The sequence below is a fragment of the Pseudomonas sp. PSKL.D1 genome, from assembly GCF_028898945.1.
GTDB lineage: Bacteria > Pseudomonadota > Gammaproteobacteria > Pseudomonadales > Pseudomonadaceae > Aquipseudomonas.
Window position 1 is genome coordinate 5,570,633 of sequence record NZ_CP118607.1, and the last position, 15,740, is coordinate 5,586,372.

The following is a 15,740-nucleotide window of genomic DNA, read 5'->3' on the forward strand; positions in this document are numbered from 1 at the left end:
GCGACAACGCCAGTTCCTTTTCTCCTACCCTTGTAGACCGTCAACTCTACCCCCATATTGGGGCGACTGACGCGTGAAGGAATCCATCTTGAGCGACCTCCTCAACCGCCGCCTGAGCCTGCTCGGCGCCAATCTTCCCCTGCTCAAGCAGTGCCTGCACGGTATTGAGCGCGAATGCCTGCGCGTGACCGATGAAGGCCGCCTGGCACAAACGCCACACCCGGACAGCCTGGGTTCTGCGCTGACCAACGAGCAGATCACCACCGATTACTCCGAGTCGCTGCTGGAGTTCATCACCCCGGCCCTGCCCGACCCGGCCAAGGTGCTGGAGAGCCTCGAACAAACCCACCGCTTCGTCTACAGCAAGCTGGGTAACGAGTACCTGTGGAGCCCTTCGATGCCGTGCACATTGCCGGCCGAAGGAGACATCCCGATTGCCGAATACGGCACCTCCAACATTGGCAAGCTCAAGCACGTGTACCGCAAAGGCCTGGCCCTGCGCTACGGCCGCACCATGCAGTGCATTGCCGGCATCCACTACAACTTCTCGCTGCCCGAAGCGCTGTGGCCGTTGCTGCGTGAAGCCGAAGGCAGTACGCAGGATGACCGTGACTTTCAGTCCTCGGCATACATTGCGCTGATCCGCAACTTCCGCCGCTACAGCTGGCTGCTGATGTACCTGTTCGGCGCCTCGCCTGCACTGGACAAAGGCTTCCTGCGTGGCCGCCCACACCAGCTGGAAGAGCTGGATGCCGAAACCCTGTACCTGCCGTACGCCACCAGCCTGCGCATGAGCGACCTGGGTTACCAAAGCAACGCACAGGCAGGCCTCACCCCTTGCTACAACAACCTGGCGAGTTACACCGACAGCCTGCGCAAAGCGGTGGGTACACCCTACCCGCCTTATGTCGAAGTCGGCACGCACGTGGATGGCGAGTGGGTGCAGCTGAACACCAACATCCTGCAGATCGAAAACGAGTACTACTCGAACATCCGCCCCAAGCGCGTCACCTACACCGGCGAGCGGCCGATCCAGGCCCTGACATCGCGCGGCATCCAGTATGTGGAAGTGCGCTGCCTGGACATCAACCCGTTCCTGCCGGTAGGCATCGACCTCGAGGAAGCCCGCTTCCTGGATGCGTTCCTGCTGTTCTGCGCGCTGGAAGACAGCCCGCTGCTGGATAACGGCGAATGCGGCCAGTGCACCAACAACTTCCTGACCGTGGTCAAGGAAGGCCGTCGCCCTGGGCTGGACCTGCATCGCGATGGCCAACCGGTTGGCCTGCGGGAATGGGCCAGCGAATTGATCGCCCGGATCGGCAAGCTGGCCGAGTTGCTCGACCGCGCCCAAGGGGGTGAGGAACACGCCAAGGCGCTGGCGGCACAGCAGGCCAAGGTTGACGACGCTTCACTGACGCCATCCGCTCAGGTGCTTGCACGCATGACCGAGCATGACGAGACGTTCGTCCAGTTCGCCCTGCGCCAAAGCCGCCTGCACGCCGAAACGTTCCGCGAGCAGCCGCTGCCCGTCGAACGCCAGCAGGCCTACGAGACCCTGGCCCGCGACTCGCTGGCCGAGCAGTCACGCCTTGAACAGCAAGAAGTCGGCGACTTCGACCTGTTCGTGGGTGCGTATCAGGCCAGCATCCTGGCGATCAGCAACTGATGAGCCGCAACGCCAGCCCGCGCAAGCCGCGCGCCAGCAGCCAGGCCAGGATCGAAGCGATCCTGGCGGCGGCGCGTGAGCTGCTGGCGGGGCAAGGCGTGGCGGCGCTTTCGATCTATAGCGTGGCCGAGCGGGCACAGATTCCGCCCTCCTCCGTGTACCACTTCTTCGCCAGTGTGCCTGCGCTGCTGGAGGCGCTTACGGCCGACGTACACCGCGCCTTCCGTGAAGCGCTCAGCGCGCCCATCGACAGCAGCGCATTCGCTACCTGGCATGAACTGTCACGGCTGATCGAGCAACGCATGCTCGATATCTACAATGAGGACGCCGCTGCCCGGCAGCTTATTTTGGCGCAGCATGGTTTGAGTGAAGTGGTGCAGGCCGACCGTCAGCACGACATGGAACTGGGCGACCTGATGCATAAGCTGTTCGACCAGCATTTCCGTTTACCGGTGATGCCTGCGGATGTGGATGTGTTTGCGTTGGCCATGGAGTTGAGTGACCGGGTGTATGCGCGTTCGGTGCAGCTGCACGAGGCGATCACGCCGCGTATGGCTGAAGAGGGCAAGCGGGTGTTTGAGGCGTACCTGGGGTTGTATTTGCCGCCGTTTCTGGCTAAGCGTTTGAGCTGAAATTTTTGGGGCTGCTTTGCAGCCCATCGCGGATAAATCCGCTCCTACAGAGATCGTGCTGGATTCAAAACCTGCGCGGTCCCTGTAGGAGCGGATTTATCCGCGATGGGCCGCAAAGCGGCCCCAATTTCGAACAGACCCATCACAACTTGGCGATGGACACTTCCGTCGACTTAACAAACGCAATCACCTCACTCCCCACCTGCAACTCCAGCTCTTTCACCGAGCGGGTGGTGATCACCGAAGTCACGATCCCCGAGGCAGTCTGCACGTCGATTTCCGACAGCACCGGACCTTCCAGGATTTCTTTCACAGTGCCTTTGAACTGGTTGCGAACGTTGATGGCTTTGATAGTCATGGCTTGATTCCTTCTCTTTGGCTTCTAGGGTTCAGTGCGCCCAACGCAATTGCGTAGGCAAAGGGGCTACAGGTTCCGGCTCGGGCGCGGTGCCCGGGGCCGACAGCACGCGGTTCAGAACTTCACTTTCCAGCGCAGCCAGGCGGTGCGAACCACGCGCCCGGGGCCTTGCCAGGTCTACCTCAAGATCAAGGCCAACCTCGCCTTCTTCGATCAGGATCACCCGATCTGCCACGGCAACGGCTTCGCTGACGTCATGGGTAACCAGCAGCACCGTGAAACCGTGCTGGCGCCACAGGCGCTCGATCAGTTGCTGCATCTCGATTCGAGTCAGCGCATCCAGCGCACCCAGCGGCTCGTCCAGCAGCAGCAGGCGTGGCTGGTGGATCAGCGCACGGGCCAGGGCCACACGCTGCTTCTGGCCACCGGACAGGGCCGCCGGCCATTCATTGGCACGATCAGCCAGGCCAACCGCTTCCAACGCATCCAAGGCACGCTGGCGCCAGTCGCCACTCAGGCCCAGGCCGACGTTGTCGATCACCTTCTTCCAGGGCAGCAGCCGCGCATCCTGGAACATCAGGCGGGTTTCCTCACGGGCCTCGGCCAGCGGCGCGGCACCTGCCAGCAATTCGCCCGCCGTAGGCTGGTCGAGCCCGGCCAGTAGGCGCAGCAAGGTGCTCTTGCCGCAGCCACTGCGGCCAACGATGGCGACAAACTGGCCTGCCGGAATGTGCAGGTCGATGCCCTTGAGTACTTCACGCTGGCCAAAGGCTTTGCGCAGGCCGTTGGAGGCCAACGGGATGCCACGCAGCAGGCGTGGCGGCTGTTCTTTGAGCACGGTCATGCGCCCTCCTTCCTGGCCACTTGATACGCCGGGTGCCAGCGCAGCCATACACGCTCAAGGCCGCGGGCAGCCAGGTCGGCAAGCTTGCCGAGCACTGCGTACATGACGATGGCCAATACCACTACGTCGGTTTGCAGGAATTCCCGTGCGTTCATGGCCAGGTAACCGATACCGGCATTGGCCGAGATGGTTTCGGCCACGATCAGGGTCAGCCACATGAAGCCCAGGGCGAAGCGCACGCCAACCAGGATCGATGGCAATGCACCGGGCAGGATCACCTGGCGGAACAGGCCAAAGCCCGACAGGCCGTAGCTACGCGCCATTTCCACCAACGCCGGGTCGACGTTGCGGATGCCGTGGTAGGTGTTCAGGTAGATCGGGAACAACGTGCCCAGCGCGACCAGAAAGATCTTTGCCGACTCGTCGATACCGAACCACAGGATCACCAGCGGGATCAGCGCCAGGTGCGGCACGTTACGGATCATCTGCACCGAACTGTCGAGCAGGCGTTCACCCCAGTTCGACAGGCCGGTGATGAAGCCCAGCACCAGGCCGATGCTGCCGCCGATCAGAAAGCCCAGCCCGGCACGCCAGCCACTGATGGCCAGGTGAGTCCAGATTTCACCGCTGCGTACCAGCTCGACGCCAGCGCTGACCACCGCGCTTGGCGCAGGCAGGATGCGCGTCGACAGCCAGCCGGCGCTGACCGCCAGCTGCCACACTGCCAGTAACAGCACCGGCAGCGCCCACGGCGCCAAGCGCTGGGTCAGGTTGGAAGGGGTTGCACGACTCATGGTACGGCCCTCAACTCTGCGAGACGGACTTGGGCAGGATGTCGTTGGCGACCATCTCACCGAACGGGCTCACATAACCGCCGGTTTTGGCCTGCTCCGGGCGCTGCACGTCCAGGTACGGGAACAGCAACTCCGCCACGCGGTAGGACTCTTCCAGGTGCGGGTAGCCCGAGAAGATGAAGGTGTCGATGCCAAGGTCTGCGTATTCCTTGACCCGCGCCGCAACAGTCGGGCCGTCCCCTACCAGTGCCGTACCGGCACCACCACGCACCAGGCCAACCCCGGCCCACAAGTTGGGGCTGACTTCCAGCTTGTCGCGGTTGCCGTTGTGCAGTGCAGCCATGCGCTGCTGGCCTACCGAGTCGAAACGCGCCAGCGAGGCCTGGGCGCGGGCGATGGTTTCGTCATCCAGGTGCGAAATCAGCTTGTCGGCAGCAGCCCACGCTTCTTCGTTGGTTTCCCGCACGATTACATGCAGGCGAATGCCGAAGCGCACTTCGCGGCCTTGGGCGGCTGCTTTTTCGCGAACCTGGGCGATCTTTTCGGCTACTGCGCTTGGCGGCTCGCCCCAGGTCAGGTACAGCTCGACTTGCTCGGCGGCCAGGTCCTGAGCAGCTTCGGACGAACCACCAAAGTACAGCGGCGGGCGCGGCTGCTGGATCGGTGGATAGAGCAGCTTGGCGCCCTTCACCTGAATGTGCTTGCCATCGTAGTCGACCACTTCGCCTTCCAGCACTTTGCGCCAGATGCGGGTGAACTCGACCGACGCTTCGTAGCGTTCCTGGTGATTCAGGTGCAAGCCGTCACCGGCCAGCTCGTCCGGGTCGCCGCCGGTGACCAGGTTGAACAGGGCACGGCCATTGGACAGCCGATCGAGCGTAGCGGCCTGGCGTGCAGCCACGGTCGGCGAAATGATGCCAGGGCGCAGGGCCACCAGAAACTTCAGGTTCTGTGTCACCGGGATCAGCGACGCGGCCACTAGCCAGGAGTCTTCGCAGGAACGCCCGGTAGGAATCAGCACCCCACCAAAGCCAAGGCGGTCGGCGGCCTGGGCAATCTGTTGCAGGTAGCCATGGTCGACCGCGCGGGCGCCATCGGAGGTACCCAGGTACTTGCCGTCACCGTGGGTGGGGAGGAACCAGAAAATGTTAAGGCTCATTGGAGTTGTCTCCTCAAGGAATACAGGCGAATCAATCAAGGCGCGGTGGCAACCTTGGCCGGGGGTGTCCAGATCACGTCCTTGATGCTCAGCGGCTTGGGGATCAGCTTGAGCGCCTGGAAGGTGTCGGCGATTTTCTGTTGGGCGGCTACCACCTCAGGGGTGAGCGGCGCGGCACCGTAGCCTTGGCGTTTCACCGAGGTCAGGGTGATGTCGGCGGGCAGGCCGAGCAGCGGTGCGACCTGGGCGGTCACCTCTTGCGGGTTGGCCTGGGACCACTGGCCCACGGCGCGCACTTCCTCGATCAGGGTGTTGATCACGGCTGGGTGCTGGGTGGCGTAGTTACGGGTAGCGAGGTAGAACTGGTGGTTGTCGACCAGGTCTTTGCCGTCACGAAGGGTGCGGGCCTGCAACTGCTGCTCGGCAGCGGCCTGGTACGGGTCCCAGATCACCCAGGCATCCACGCTGCCTCGCTCGAAGGCGGCACGGGCGTCGGCAGGTGGCAGGTAGACCGGTTGAATGTCGCTGTACTTGAGGCCGGCGTCTTCCAATGCACGAACCAGCAGGTAATGGACGTTGGAGCCTTTGTTGAGGGCGACTTTCTTGCCTTTGAGTTCCTTCACCGACTGGATTGGCGAACCCTTCGGCACGAGGATGGCTTCGCTGTGCGGCGCAGGTGGCTCGTAGGCCACGTACAGCAGGTCGGCACCGGCAGCCTGGGCGAATACAGGCGGCGTTTCACCCGTGACGCCAAAGTCGATGGAGCCAACGTTCAGCCCTTCAAGCAGCTGCGGGCCACCGGGGAACTCGGTCCATTGCACCTGCACGCCCTGTTCAGCCAGGCGCTTTTCCAGCGTGCCCTTGGCCTTGAGCAGCACCAGGGTGCCGTATTTCTGATAACCGATACGCAGGCTTTCGGCCTGGGCTTGGGTGATGGCGCCGAAGGACACAGCCGCCGCAAACAGGGCGACCAGACCACGACGCAAGAAGACTGTGCGCATGGCGCTCTCCTGTGCGATTGGGTTCGGGTTGCACCTGCTTGCCTCGTTGACGGGCGAGTAAGGTGGTACAGCGGTAAGGCCGGGTCAGATGCTCCAGCGAGCGCTGATCAGGCGTTCATTCAGCACGCCGGGGGCCACGGGGCGCGGCCTGCGGGCCAGGGCAACGTGGAAGGTTTCCAGCGAGTCTTGCAAGCGTGCTTCCAGCGCCGGGGCCAGTTGTGCTGGCCGGGTGCCTTCTGCGTAAGCAATCTGGCTGTCATCGGCAAAGATCCCTTGCAGGGTCTCTTGTGCCTTGAGTGCCGACAGCACAGGTTTGAGTGCGTAATCCACTGCCAGCATGTGGGCGATGCTGCCGCCGGTGGCGATGGGCAAAACGATCTTGTGTTCCAGTGCGCGTTCAGGCAGCAGGTCGAGCAGGGTTTTCAGGGCGCCGGCGAACGATGCCTTGTACACCGGGGTAGCCACGATGAGGCCGTCGGCCTGTGCAACCAGCTGCTGGAAGTGCTGTACATGCGGGCTGTCGAAGCGCGCATGAAGCAGGTCTTCTGCCGGGAAATCTCGCACCTGGAAGGTCACCACCTCGACACCGTTGCCCTGCAGCCACTGGCGCGAACGCTCCAGCAACACGCCGGAGCGTGAACGGGTACTGGGGCTACCACCGATTGAGACGACCAGCATTACGGCGCTTCCTTGTGTTGGGTTGAGGAGACATTACCAGTCTGTTCATATATCTAGAAATCATATTTTTTCATTTGTTTATTCCATTCATATCTATGCCTGTCAGGGCCTCATCGCGGATAAATCCGCTCCTACAGGTAACGCGGACTTCAGGTCGGCGCGATCGTGGTAGGAGCGGATTTATCCGCGATGAACCCAACGCCGTTCTACAGGCATAAAAAAGGGCCGTCGAAACGGCCCGAATATCCCTGCATGGCTAAGAGCAATACAACGAGGATCCTTTAACGATTAGGTTGCGGAGTCAGGCGCAGGTAAGGCTTCACGGCGCGGTACCCTTTCGGGAAACGCTGCTTGATTTCGTCCTCATCCTTCAGCGAAGGCACGATCACCACTTCGTCACCATCCTGCCAGTTCCCTGGTGTGGCGACCTTGTGGTTGTCGGTAAGCTGCAGTGAGTCGATCACCCGCAGAATTTCGTTGAAGTTACGCCCGGTACTGGCCGGATAAGTAATGGTCAGGCGCACCTTCTTGTTCGGGTCGATCACGAACAGTGAGCGCACGGTCAGGGTGTCGCTGGCATTAGGGTGGATCAGGTCGTACAGGTCGGACACCTTACGGTCGGCGTCGGCAATGATCGGGAAGTTGACCACGGTGTTCTGGGTCTCGTTGATGTCCTCGATCCATTTGTGGTGCGAGTCGACCGGGTCCACCGACAGGGCAATGGCTTTGACGCCACGTTGGGCGAAGTCTTCCTTGAGCTTGGCGGTCAGGCCCAGCTCGGTGGTGCAGACCGGAGTGAAATCGGCCGGGTGGGAGAACAGCACACCCCAGCTGCTGCCCAGCCATTCGTGGAAGCGGATTTTGCCTTCGCTGGAATCCTGTTCGAAATCGGGGGCGATGTCGCCGAGTTTGAGGCTCATGGGGTGCGGCTCCTGTGCTGTGTTCTGGCCTTGTGGGTTCAATGTGCCTGCATCCGATGCAAAACAAAAAGAATAAATAACGATTTATTTATAACCGCAGAGCATACGAAATTGCGGGCACAAAAAAGCCTCGCACTAGGCGAGGCTCTTAGATCAGCTACGGCTTACAGGAAGTTGTAAGTGTAGTTGAAGATCAGGCGGGTCTGATCCTGGTCAGCCAGCGAGCTGGTGCCGGTGCCACGGTATACGCCGTGACGCAGGCTGGCGCCCAGGCCTTTGAAGGTGCCTTCCTGGATGACGTAGTCAACGCGAGCATCACGCTCCCACTCGCTGAAGGTACCGCCGCCAGTGGCGTTCTTGCCGTCTTCACCTTTCAGGTAAGCGACCGAAGCCTTCAGGCCTGGTACGCCCAGACGCGCGAAGTCATACGAGTACTGACCGAAGGTGGTGTTTTCACCGGCCTTGGCGAACTGGTTGATCATGCTGTCGGTGAACAGGTAGAAGCTTGCGCCGCCGGCACCTTCGAGCGAAGAGGTAGAGCCGTCTTTACGCACGTTGCCCTGGTTCAGCCAGACGAAGCCACCGTCGTCGCTAACCTGCTGATGGCCCAGCATCAGCGAGTGGCCACCCAAGGTGTAGGTGAACATCGCAGACCAGGTCTTGTTGTCGACCTCGCCCGAATTCTTGGCGTAGCCACCGTTGTTGTTGAAGGTGTAGCCCGCTTCGCCGTTGCGGCCGTCGCTGCTGCTGTCGAAGTAGCGCAGGTCGGTTTTGAACGACTGGTCGTCAGCAATCTTGAAGACGTGGGTCGCGCCCAGGAAGTGCTGCTTGTAGAAGTCTTCCAGGTTCGAGTAGTAGTACTGCAGGGTCAGGTCTGGAGTGAGCTTGTAGTCCAGGCCGCCGTAGCGGAACTTGTTGCTGTCGCGGTAGGCACCGGCGACCGACAGACCAGTACGGTTGCTCGAAGCACGGCCCATGGCGTGGGTCAGCTGACCGGCGTTGATGGTCAGGTTGTCGATTTCCTTCGACTGGATGGTGCCACCCTCGAAGGTTTGCGGCAGCAGACGGCCATCGTTGGAAACGAGGATCGGCAGGTTCGGTGCCAGGGCGCTACCGTAGTGAACCTCGGTCTTCGAGAAGCGAGCCTTGGCGTTACCGCCGATGCGGGCCCACTGGCTAGCAGCCGAACCATCGGAGTCGCTAGGGAAGAAGCTGCTGTTGTCCGGGTGCTTGCCGCGACCGCCATCCAGGTGAATACCCCACAGGGCCTGAACGTCAACGCCGAAACCAACGGTGCCTTGGGTGAAGCCGGACAGGTAGTCCAGCTTGAAGCCTTGGCCCGATTCGCGGTTGTCTGCGCCGCCATCACGGTTGTCGTTGTTGAAGTACATGGTGCGCGAGCTGAGTGCCAGTTTGCTGTCTTCGATGAAGCCGGCAGCGCTTGCTTGTTGGGCGAGAACCCCCAGTGCCACGGCCAGGGCCAGGCTGGACTTGTACATGTTTTGCTCCTCTACGTTCTAATTCTTGTGTATCTCTGGCGGTGGAGTCTTCTGCCCCGCTCGCCGTGGATGGACGATTTAGTCCCAAAGCGTGACCATTTAGTCAATGGTTTCTAAACGTTGCAAGACTATGGTCTAAGGTCGCCCCTGCGCTACAGGATAATGACAATCCTATAAATCCAAAATGACCGTTTTGTGAATTTGTAAGATTTTTACGGAATATAGTTGGAACGTTTACTACCAAAAGTTGTATCGACCCTGCAAATCAGATCTTTAGGTTATGTGCAAACGTTTGGCAAGCTGGCATCCATTTCCTACCCTCACGAAGGGACGAAAGGTTAGCAGCCCCTCCGCTTTCCGCCAGCGCCCTCCCCCACCTGCCCAGCATTAAAGCGTTTGGCTCCTAAGCTAATTCTAAAAAGTTATTTATTTTTGATTTCTTAGATCATCTAGTCTTCTCGCCATCCATCACATCGCTTGCCTGACGAGAGGTTCACCATGATCCCGCATGCCCCGCTGCGCCTGTTCGCCGCCCTGACTCTCGCCAGCGCCAGCTGGTTGGCCCAGGCTGCCGACCTCACGGTCGCCTACCAGACCACCGTCGATCCGGCCAAAGTGGCCCAGGCCGATGGCGACTATGAAAAAGCCAGCAAGGCCAGCATCGACTGGCGCAAGTTCGATAACGGCGCCGACGTGATTACCGCCGTGGCCAGTGGCGACGTGCAGATCGGCTACCTGGGTTCGAGCCCACTGGCCGCCGCCGCCACCCGCAAGCTACCCGTGGAAACCTTCCTGATTGCTACGCAGATCGGCGCCGGCGAAGCGCTGGTTGCCCGCGACAACATCAAGACGCCGCAGGACCTGGTGGGCAAGAAAGTCGCCGTGCCGTTCGTTTCCACCGGCCATTACAGCCTGCTGGCCGCGCTGAAGAGCTGGAACATCGACCCGTCCAAAGTCCAGATCCTCAACCTGGCGCCGCCCGCGATCATTGCCGCCTGGAAGCGCGGCGACATCGACGCCACCTACGTATGGGACCCGGCCCTGGGCGTAGCCAAAGAAAACGGCAAAGTGCTGATCACCTCCGGCCAGCTCGCCGAAAAAGGCGCCCCGACGTTCGACGCATGGATCGTGCGCAAAGACTTCGCCGCCAAGCACCCGGACGTGGTGAAGGCCTTCGCCAAGGTCACCCTCGACGCCTACGCCGACTACCGCAAAGACCCGAAAGCCTGGCTGGCCAACCCCGACAATGTCAGCAAGCTGGCCAAGCTGTCCGGCGCCAAAGCGGCAGACATCCCCGTGCTGCTGGAAGGCAACGTCTACCCGCTGGCAGCCGACCAGGCCCGCGAACTCGGCGCACCGACCACCCAGGCCCTCACCGACACGGCCACCTTCCTCAAACAGCAAGGCAAGGTCGAAGCGGTGCTGCCGGACTACTCGCCTTACGTCAGCGCCCAATACATCCCCAACTAAGCCTGCAACTGCACGGAGCCTGCCATGGCCTTGCTTGAACTGGAGCGCATCAGCGCACAGTACCCCGGCGCCACCGCCCCGGTGCTGGCCGACATCAACCTGAGCCTGGGGCCTCGCCAGTTGCTGGTGGCCTTGGGGCCATCCGGCAGCGGTAAGACCTCGCTGCTTAACCTGATCGCCGGCTTTGTTGCCCCCAGCAGCGGGCGCATCACCCTGGACGGTGTGCCAGTACAAGGCCCTGGTGCCGAGCGTGGCGTGGTGTTTCAGGACGACGCCCTGTTGCCTTGGCAGAACGTGCTGGGCAACGTGGCCTTCGGCCTGGAGCTGGCCGGCGTGCCCCGCGCCCAGCGCGAAGCAAAGGCCCGTGAAATGCTCGCCCTGGTCGACCTCGACGGCTTTGCCGAGCGGCGCATCTGGGAACTGTCCGGCGGCCAGAAACAGCGCGTAGGCTTGGCCCGTGCACTGGCGGCCAACCCGCGCGTGCTGTTGATGGACGAGCCCTTCGGCGCCCTCGATGCCTTCACACGCGAGCAAATGCAGGAATTGCTGCTGCAGGTGTGGCAACGCACCGCCAAGCCGGTGTTCCTGATCACCCATGACATTGAAGAAGCGGTGTTCCTCGCCAGCGAACTGGTATTGCTGGCACCGAACCCTGGCCGGGTGGTCGAGCGCCTGCAACTGGACTTCGGCCAGCGCTATGCCGCTGGCGAGTCAGCCCGCGCGATCAAGTCCGACCCACAATTCATCGAAACCCGCGAGCATGTACTGGCGCGGGTGTTCTCCCAACGCCAGAGCCAGCAGGAGCCCGCATGAGCAGCCTGGACCTGCCCGTTGCCGCCAAAGGCAACACTCAAACCCGGCCTGCCCTGAACGCTCGCCGCCCATTGTCTACCCGCTGGATCAGCACCCTGACACTGACCAGCCTGCTGCTGGCCTGGTGGCTAGTGACCGCTGCCGGCTGGGTCGAGCCGCTGTTCCTGCCGTCACCCGGCGACATCCTGGCCAAAGGCTGGAGCCTGCTCACCCAAGGCTACATGGACGCCAGCCTGTGGCAGCACCTGGGCGCGAGCCTCGGCCGCATCGGCCTGGCGCTTGCCGCTGCCACCCTGACCGCCATCCCGGTAGGCATCGCCATCGGCTACAACCGCGTGGCGCGCGGCATCCTAGACCCGCTGATCGAGTTCTACCGCCCCATCCCGCCGCTGGCCTACCTGCCACTGATCGTCATCTGGTGCGGTATTGGCGAGCTGTCCAAGGTACTGCTGATCTACCTGGCAATCTTCGCCCCGATCGCGATTGCCACCGCCACCGGCGTGCGCACCGTCGACCCGGCCAAGCTGCGTGCCGCGCAGTCGCTGGGAGCGACCAAGGCTCAGCTGATCCGCCATGTGATCCTGCCCAGCGCCCTGCCCGACATCCTTACCGGCATCCGCATCGGCCTGGGCGTGGGCTGGTCGACGCTGGTCGCCGCCGAATTGATCGCTGCCACGAGCGGCCTGGGCTTCATGGTGCAATCAGCTGCGCAGTTTCTGGTTACCGATGTGGTGGTACTGGGCATTTTGCTGATCGCCCTGATTGCCTTCGCCCTGGAAATGGGCTTGCGCGCCCTGCAACGCAAGCTGGTGCCCTGGCACGGGCAGAGCCACTGATTGCCTACTGACTACGCCGGCAACCCGGCGCCAGGAACGAGATAAGAAATGAGCCTGACCATCACCCCTCTCAGCCCGGCACTCGGCGCCCAGATCAGTGGCGTGGACATCAGCCGCGAGATCACCGTCGAACAACGCGATGCCATCGAACAGGCGCTACTGAAACACCAGGTGCTGTTCTTCCGCGACCAGCCGATCAACCCTGAGCAGCAAGCGCGTTTCGCCGCACGCTTTGGCGACCTGCACATTCACCCGATCTACCCGAATGTGCCAGAAACCCCGCAAGTGCTGATCCTCGACACCGCCGTTACCGACGTACGTGACAATGCCGTGTGGCACACCGATGTGACCTTTCTGCCGACCCCGGCGATGGGGGCCGTGCTCAGTGCCAAGCAATTGCCGGCCTACGGTGGCGATACCTTGTGGGCCAGCGGTATTGCGGCCTTCGAGGCACTGTCGGCACCGCTGCGTGAAATGCTTGATGGGCTGACAGCCACCCACGACTTTACCAAGTCGTTCCCACTGGAGCGTTTTGGCACAACCGCAGAAGACCTGGCCCGCTGGGAGGCAACACGGCGCAACAACCCACCGCTGTCGCACCCGGTGGTACGCACCCACCCGGTAAGCGGCCGCAAGGCGTTGTTCGTGAATGAAGGGTTTACCACGCGCATCAACGAACTGAGCGACTGGGAAAGCGAAGCGCTGCTGAAGCTACTGTTCGCCCATGCCACACGGCCGGAGTTCAGCATTCGCTGGCGTTGGCAGGAAAATGACGTGGCCTTTTGGGATAACCGCGTGACGCAGCATTTTGCGGTGGATGATTACCGGCCGAACCGGCGGGTGATGCATCGGGCGACGATCCTTGGGGATGCGCCCTTCTGAGGCCTCCTGCTCGGGCCTCTTCGCGGGTAAATCGCAGCGGCGAACCGCCGCTTCGATTTACCCGCGAAGAGGCCGGTGCAGGTTATCACCTGACCAGATGCAGGAACTGCATATGCCGTTCGTACTGATCCAGGATGTCGTTGATGATCTGCTCCTTGCTGTAGCCCACCAGGTCATAGTTCTGGCTGCCTTCACTCAGGTGCACCTCCGCCCGGTAATAACGGCGGTTCTTCAACTCCTGCGTGCCCAACCCACCCAATGCGAACGACGGCGTGAAGTACCCACGCATCTGCACTTGGTAAATGAACGGTTGCTCCTCGCCATGGCCAACCTTCAGGCTCACGTTGTCATGGCTAGGGTCATCCTGGGTCACCAGCACCAGCCCCTTCTGCTCGAACACCTCGCGCACCTCGGCAATCGCCGGGCGCACCACATCGTCCATGAAGCGATACACCTCGTCCCGTGACGGGAAGTGAACGGCCTGGCTCAGGCGCTGGCGCCAGCCACCACGGCCACGGCGCGACTGGGCAAACGGTGCCAGCGAGTGCATCTGCGCGATCTGCCGCTGGCTTTCAAGGTAGAAAGCCTTGTGCAGGCCCCACATCATGCACAGCAAGATCAGCGAGAAAGGCAGCGAGGTCAGCACCACCGCCGACTTCAAGGAATCAATGCTGCCCGCGAACAACAGGCTGCTGGTGATGAGCGCTGTCATTGCCCCCCAGAAGATGCGCAGCCAGTTCGGCCCGTCTTCGTCGGCACCGCCACCCTTGGCAGACAGCGTTGACAGCACTACCGTGCCCGAGTCAGCCGAGGTGACGAAGAACACAAAGCTGATGAACACCGTGACCGCGATGACCGTCTTGCTCCACGGGTAGGTTTCCAGCAGCAGGTAAAGGCTCATCGACGGGTCGTCCAGCGCCGACTGCCCAAGCGCGGTCATGCCGTGGTTGATCACCTGGTCCAGCGCGCTGTTGCCGAAAATCGACATCCACGCCAGGGTGAAGCCAAGCGGAATCAGCAGCACACCAAACACGAATTCACGAATGGTCCGGCCCCGTGAGATACGGGCAATGAACAGCCCCACGAACGGCGCCCAGGCAATCCACCAGGCCCAGTAGAACACTGTCCAGCCACCCAGCCAGTCACGTTGCTCACCGTAGGCGTATACGTCGAAACTCTTGCGTGGCAAGGCACCGAGGTAGTCGCCCAGGTTTTGAATCAAGGTGTTGAACAGGTGCTGAGTCGGCCCGGCGAACAGCACGAACAACAGCAGTGCGCAGGCCAGGAACAGGTTGATGTCACTCATCACCCGCACGCCTTTCTCAACCCCGGCAACAGCAACAGCTACCGCCGCCCCCATCATCAGGACAATGAGGATGACCTGCACCCACTGGCTGTGGCTGATGCCGAACAGGTAGTCCAGGCCGGCGTTGAGGTGCAGTACGCCAAAGCCCATGTCCGCACCCAGGCCGAACACCGTGGCAATGATGCCAAAGCCGTCCACCGCATAGCCGATCGGGCCGTTGATGCGCTTGCCGATCAGCGGGTACAGCGCCGAACGCAAGGCCAGCGGCAGGTTGTGGCGGTAGGCGAAATAGGCCAGCGCCATACCGACAAACGCAAACACACCCCAGCCGTGCAGGCCCCAATGCAAGAACAGGATCTGCATCGCCTGGCGCCCGGCCTCTGCCGTGCCTGCCTCGCCCTGCGGGGGCTGCAGCATGTGGGTCAGCGGTTCGGAAACGCAGAAGAAGAACAGCGTGATGCTGATGCCGGCGGCAAACAGCATGCCCGCCCACGACAGGTAACTGAACTCGGGTTCGTCGTGGTCGGCACCGAGCTTGATCTTGCCGTAGCCAGACAAGGCGGTGACCACCACGAAGACCAGGTACAGGGTCATGGCCAGCATGTAGTACCAGCCGACCGTGTTGGCCGCCCAGTTCTGCGCTGCCAACAGCCACTCGCCCGCCGCTTGCGGCTGCGCAATGACCACCAGGCCAAAAATGAGAATGAAGCTTGCCGCGAAGTAGAACACCGGCGGGTTCATGCGGATCTTGCCGTTGGCAAGCGATGGGGACGGTGCACTCATGAAGCGGGCACCTCGTCGATAGACGTGAGGTTCGTAATGAACGGGTTCAGCAAAGGAATCCTCCTGTTGAACACCGGCAGCGGACCAGCGTTTTTCGTT

The 15,740-nt window shown here is 61.8% G+C and carries 15 protein-coding genes; 6 read left to right on the forward strand and 9 right to left on the reverse strand.

The genetic code is table 11. From position 1 onward, the window contains the following. The first annotated feature begins 88 nt into the window (after positions 1-88). A complete protein-coding gene (gshA, locus tag PVV54_RS25025) occupies positions 89-1,666 on the forward strand; it encodes a glutamate--cysteine ligase (RefSeq protein ID WP_274907757.1) in 1,578 nt (525 codons plus the stop codon). Then, complete coding sequence (locus tag PVV54_RS25030; protein ID WP_274907758.1) at positions 1,666-2,298, forward strand: TetR/AcrR family transcriptional regulator; 633 nt, start codon at positions 1,666-1,668, stop codon at positions 2,296-2,298. The genes gshA and PVV54_RS25030 overlap by 1 nt, the downstream gene beginning before the upstream one ends. A 142-nt stretch (positions 2,299-2,440) precedes the next feature. Here PVV54_RS25030 and PVV54_RS25035 read toward each other — a convergent pair whose 3' ends face one another. The 8 genes from PVV54_RS25035 to PVV54_RS25070 all read right to left on the reverse strand — a co-directional run bounded on the left by PVV54_RS25035 (position 2,441) and on the right by PVV54_RS25070 (position 9,551). Beyond that, positions 2,441-2,656 carry a TOBE domain-containing protein gene (locus PVV54_RS25035; protein ID WP_008095172.1) on the reverse strand — a complete coding sequence of 72 codons (216 nt, stop codon included), beginning with the start codon at positions 2,654-2,656 and terminating at the stop codon, positions 2,441-2,443. 31 nt (positions 2,657-2,687) lie between these two features. Beyond that, a complete protein-coding gene (ssuB, locus tag PVV54_RS25040) occupies positions 2,688-3,500 on the reverse strand; it encodes an aliphatic sulfonates ABC transporter ATP-binding protein (RefSeq protein ID WP_274907759.1) in 813 nt (270 codons plus the stop codon). Then, the gene (ssuC, locus tag PVV54_RS25045) at positions 3,497-4,294 is read right to left on the reverse strand and encodes an aliphatic sulfonate ABC transporter permease SsuC (protein WP_274907760.1); all 798 of its coding nucleotides are present in this window, start codon (positions 4,292-4,294) and stop codon (positions 3,497-3,499) included. Before ssuC ends, ssuB begins: the two co-directional genes overlap by 4 nt. A gap of 10 nt (positions 4,295-4,304) precedes the next feature. Next, the gene (ssuD, locus tag PVV54_RS25050; RefSeq protein ID WP_274907761.1) at positions 4,305-5,453 is read right to left on the reverse strand and encodes an FMNH2-dependent alkanesulfonate monooxygenase; all 1,149 of its coding nucleotides are present in this window, start codon (positions 5,451-5,453) and stop codon (positions 4,305-4,307) included. Positions 5,454-5,488: 35 nt separating this feature from the next. Next, positions 5,489-6,454 carry a sulfonate ABC transporter substrate-binding protein gene (locus PVV54_RS25055; RefSeq protein WP_274907762.1) on the reverse strand — a complete coding sequence of 322 codons (966 nt, stop codon included), beginning with the start codon at positions 6,452-6,454 and terminating at the stop codon, positions 5,489-5,491. A gap of 84 nt (positions 6,455-6,538) precedes the next feature. Continuing rightward, entirely contained in the window at positions 6,539-7,132 is a 594-nt protein-coding gene (gene ssuE, locus PVV54_RS25060) for an NADPH-dependent FMN reductase (protein WP_274907763.1), read from the reverse strand. Positions 7,133-7,413: 281 nt separating this feature from the next. Continuing rightward, a complete protein-coding gene (locus PVV54_RS25065; RefSeq protein WP_274907764.1) occupies positions 7,414-8,052 on the reverse strand; it encodes a peroxiredoxin in 639 nt (212 codons plus the stop codon). Positions 8,053-8,216: 164 nt separating this feature from the next. Beyond that, positions 8,217-9,551 carry an OprD family porin gene (locus tag PVV54_RS25070; RefSeq protein WP_274907765.1) on the reverse strand — a complete coding sequence of 445 codons (1,335 nt, stop codon included), beginning with the start codon at positions 9,549-9,551 and terminating at the stop codon, positions 8,217-8,219. A gap of 498 nt (positions 9,552-10,049) precedes the next feature. Here PVV54_RS25070 and tauA point away from each other — a divergent pair, with 498 nt between their 5' ends. Genes tauA through tauD form a run of 4 tightly spaced genes read left to right on the forward strand, consistent with a single transcriptional unit; the run spans position 10,050 to position 13,552 of the window. Next, positions 10,050-11,021 (forward strand): taurine ABC transporter substrate-binding protein, encoded by a 972-nt coding sequence (gene tauA, locus PVV54_RS25075; protein WP_274907766.1) that lies wholly within the window; start codon positions 10,050-10,052, stop codon positions 11,019-11,021. Positions 11,022-11,045: 24 nt separating this feature from the next. Then, positions 11,046-11,834, forward strand: a complete 789-nt coding sequence (gene tauB, locus PVV54_RS25080; protein ID WP_274907767.1) for a taurine ABC transporter ATP-binding subunit — start codon at positions 11,046-11,048, stop codon at positions 11,832-11,834. Next, complete coding sequence (gene tauC / locus PVV54_RS25085; RefSeq protein WP_274907768.1) at positions 11,831-12,670, forward strand: taurine ABC transporter permease TauC; 840 nt, start codon at positions 11,831-11,833, stop codon at positions 12,668-12,670. Before tauB ends, tauC begins: the two co-directional genes overlap by 4 nt. 48 nt (positions 12,671-12,718) lie before the next feature. After that, a complete protein-coding gene (gene tauD, locus PVV54_RS25090) occupies positions 12,719-13,552 on the forward strand; it encodes a taurine dioxygenase (RefSeq protein ID WP_274907769.1) in 834 nt (277 codons plus the stop codon). 85 nt (positions 13,553-13,637) lie between these two features. Here the strand turns inward: tauD and betT are convergent, their stop codons facing one another. After that, positions 13,638-15,599: a choline transporter BetT gene (betT, locus tag PVV54_RS25095; RefSeq protein ID WP_274910497.1), complete on the reverse strand. Its 1,962-nt coding sequence runs from the start codon at positions 15,597-15,599 to the stop codon at positions 13,638-13,640. Positions 15,600-15,740 lie beyond the last annotated feature (141 nt).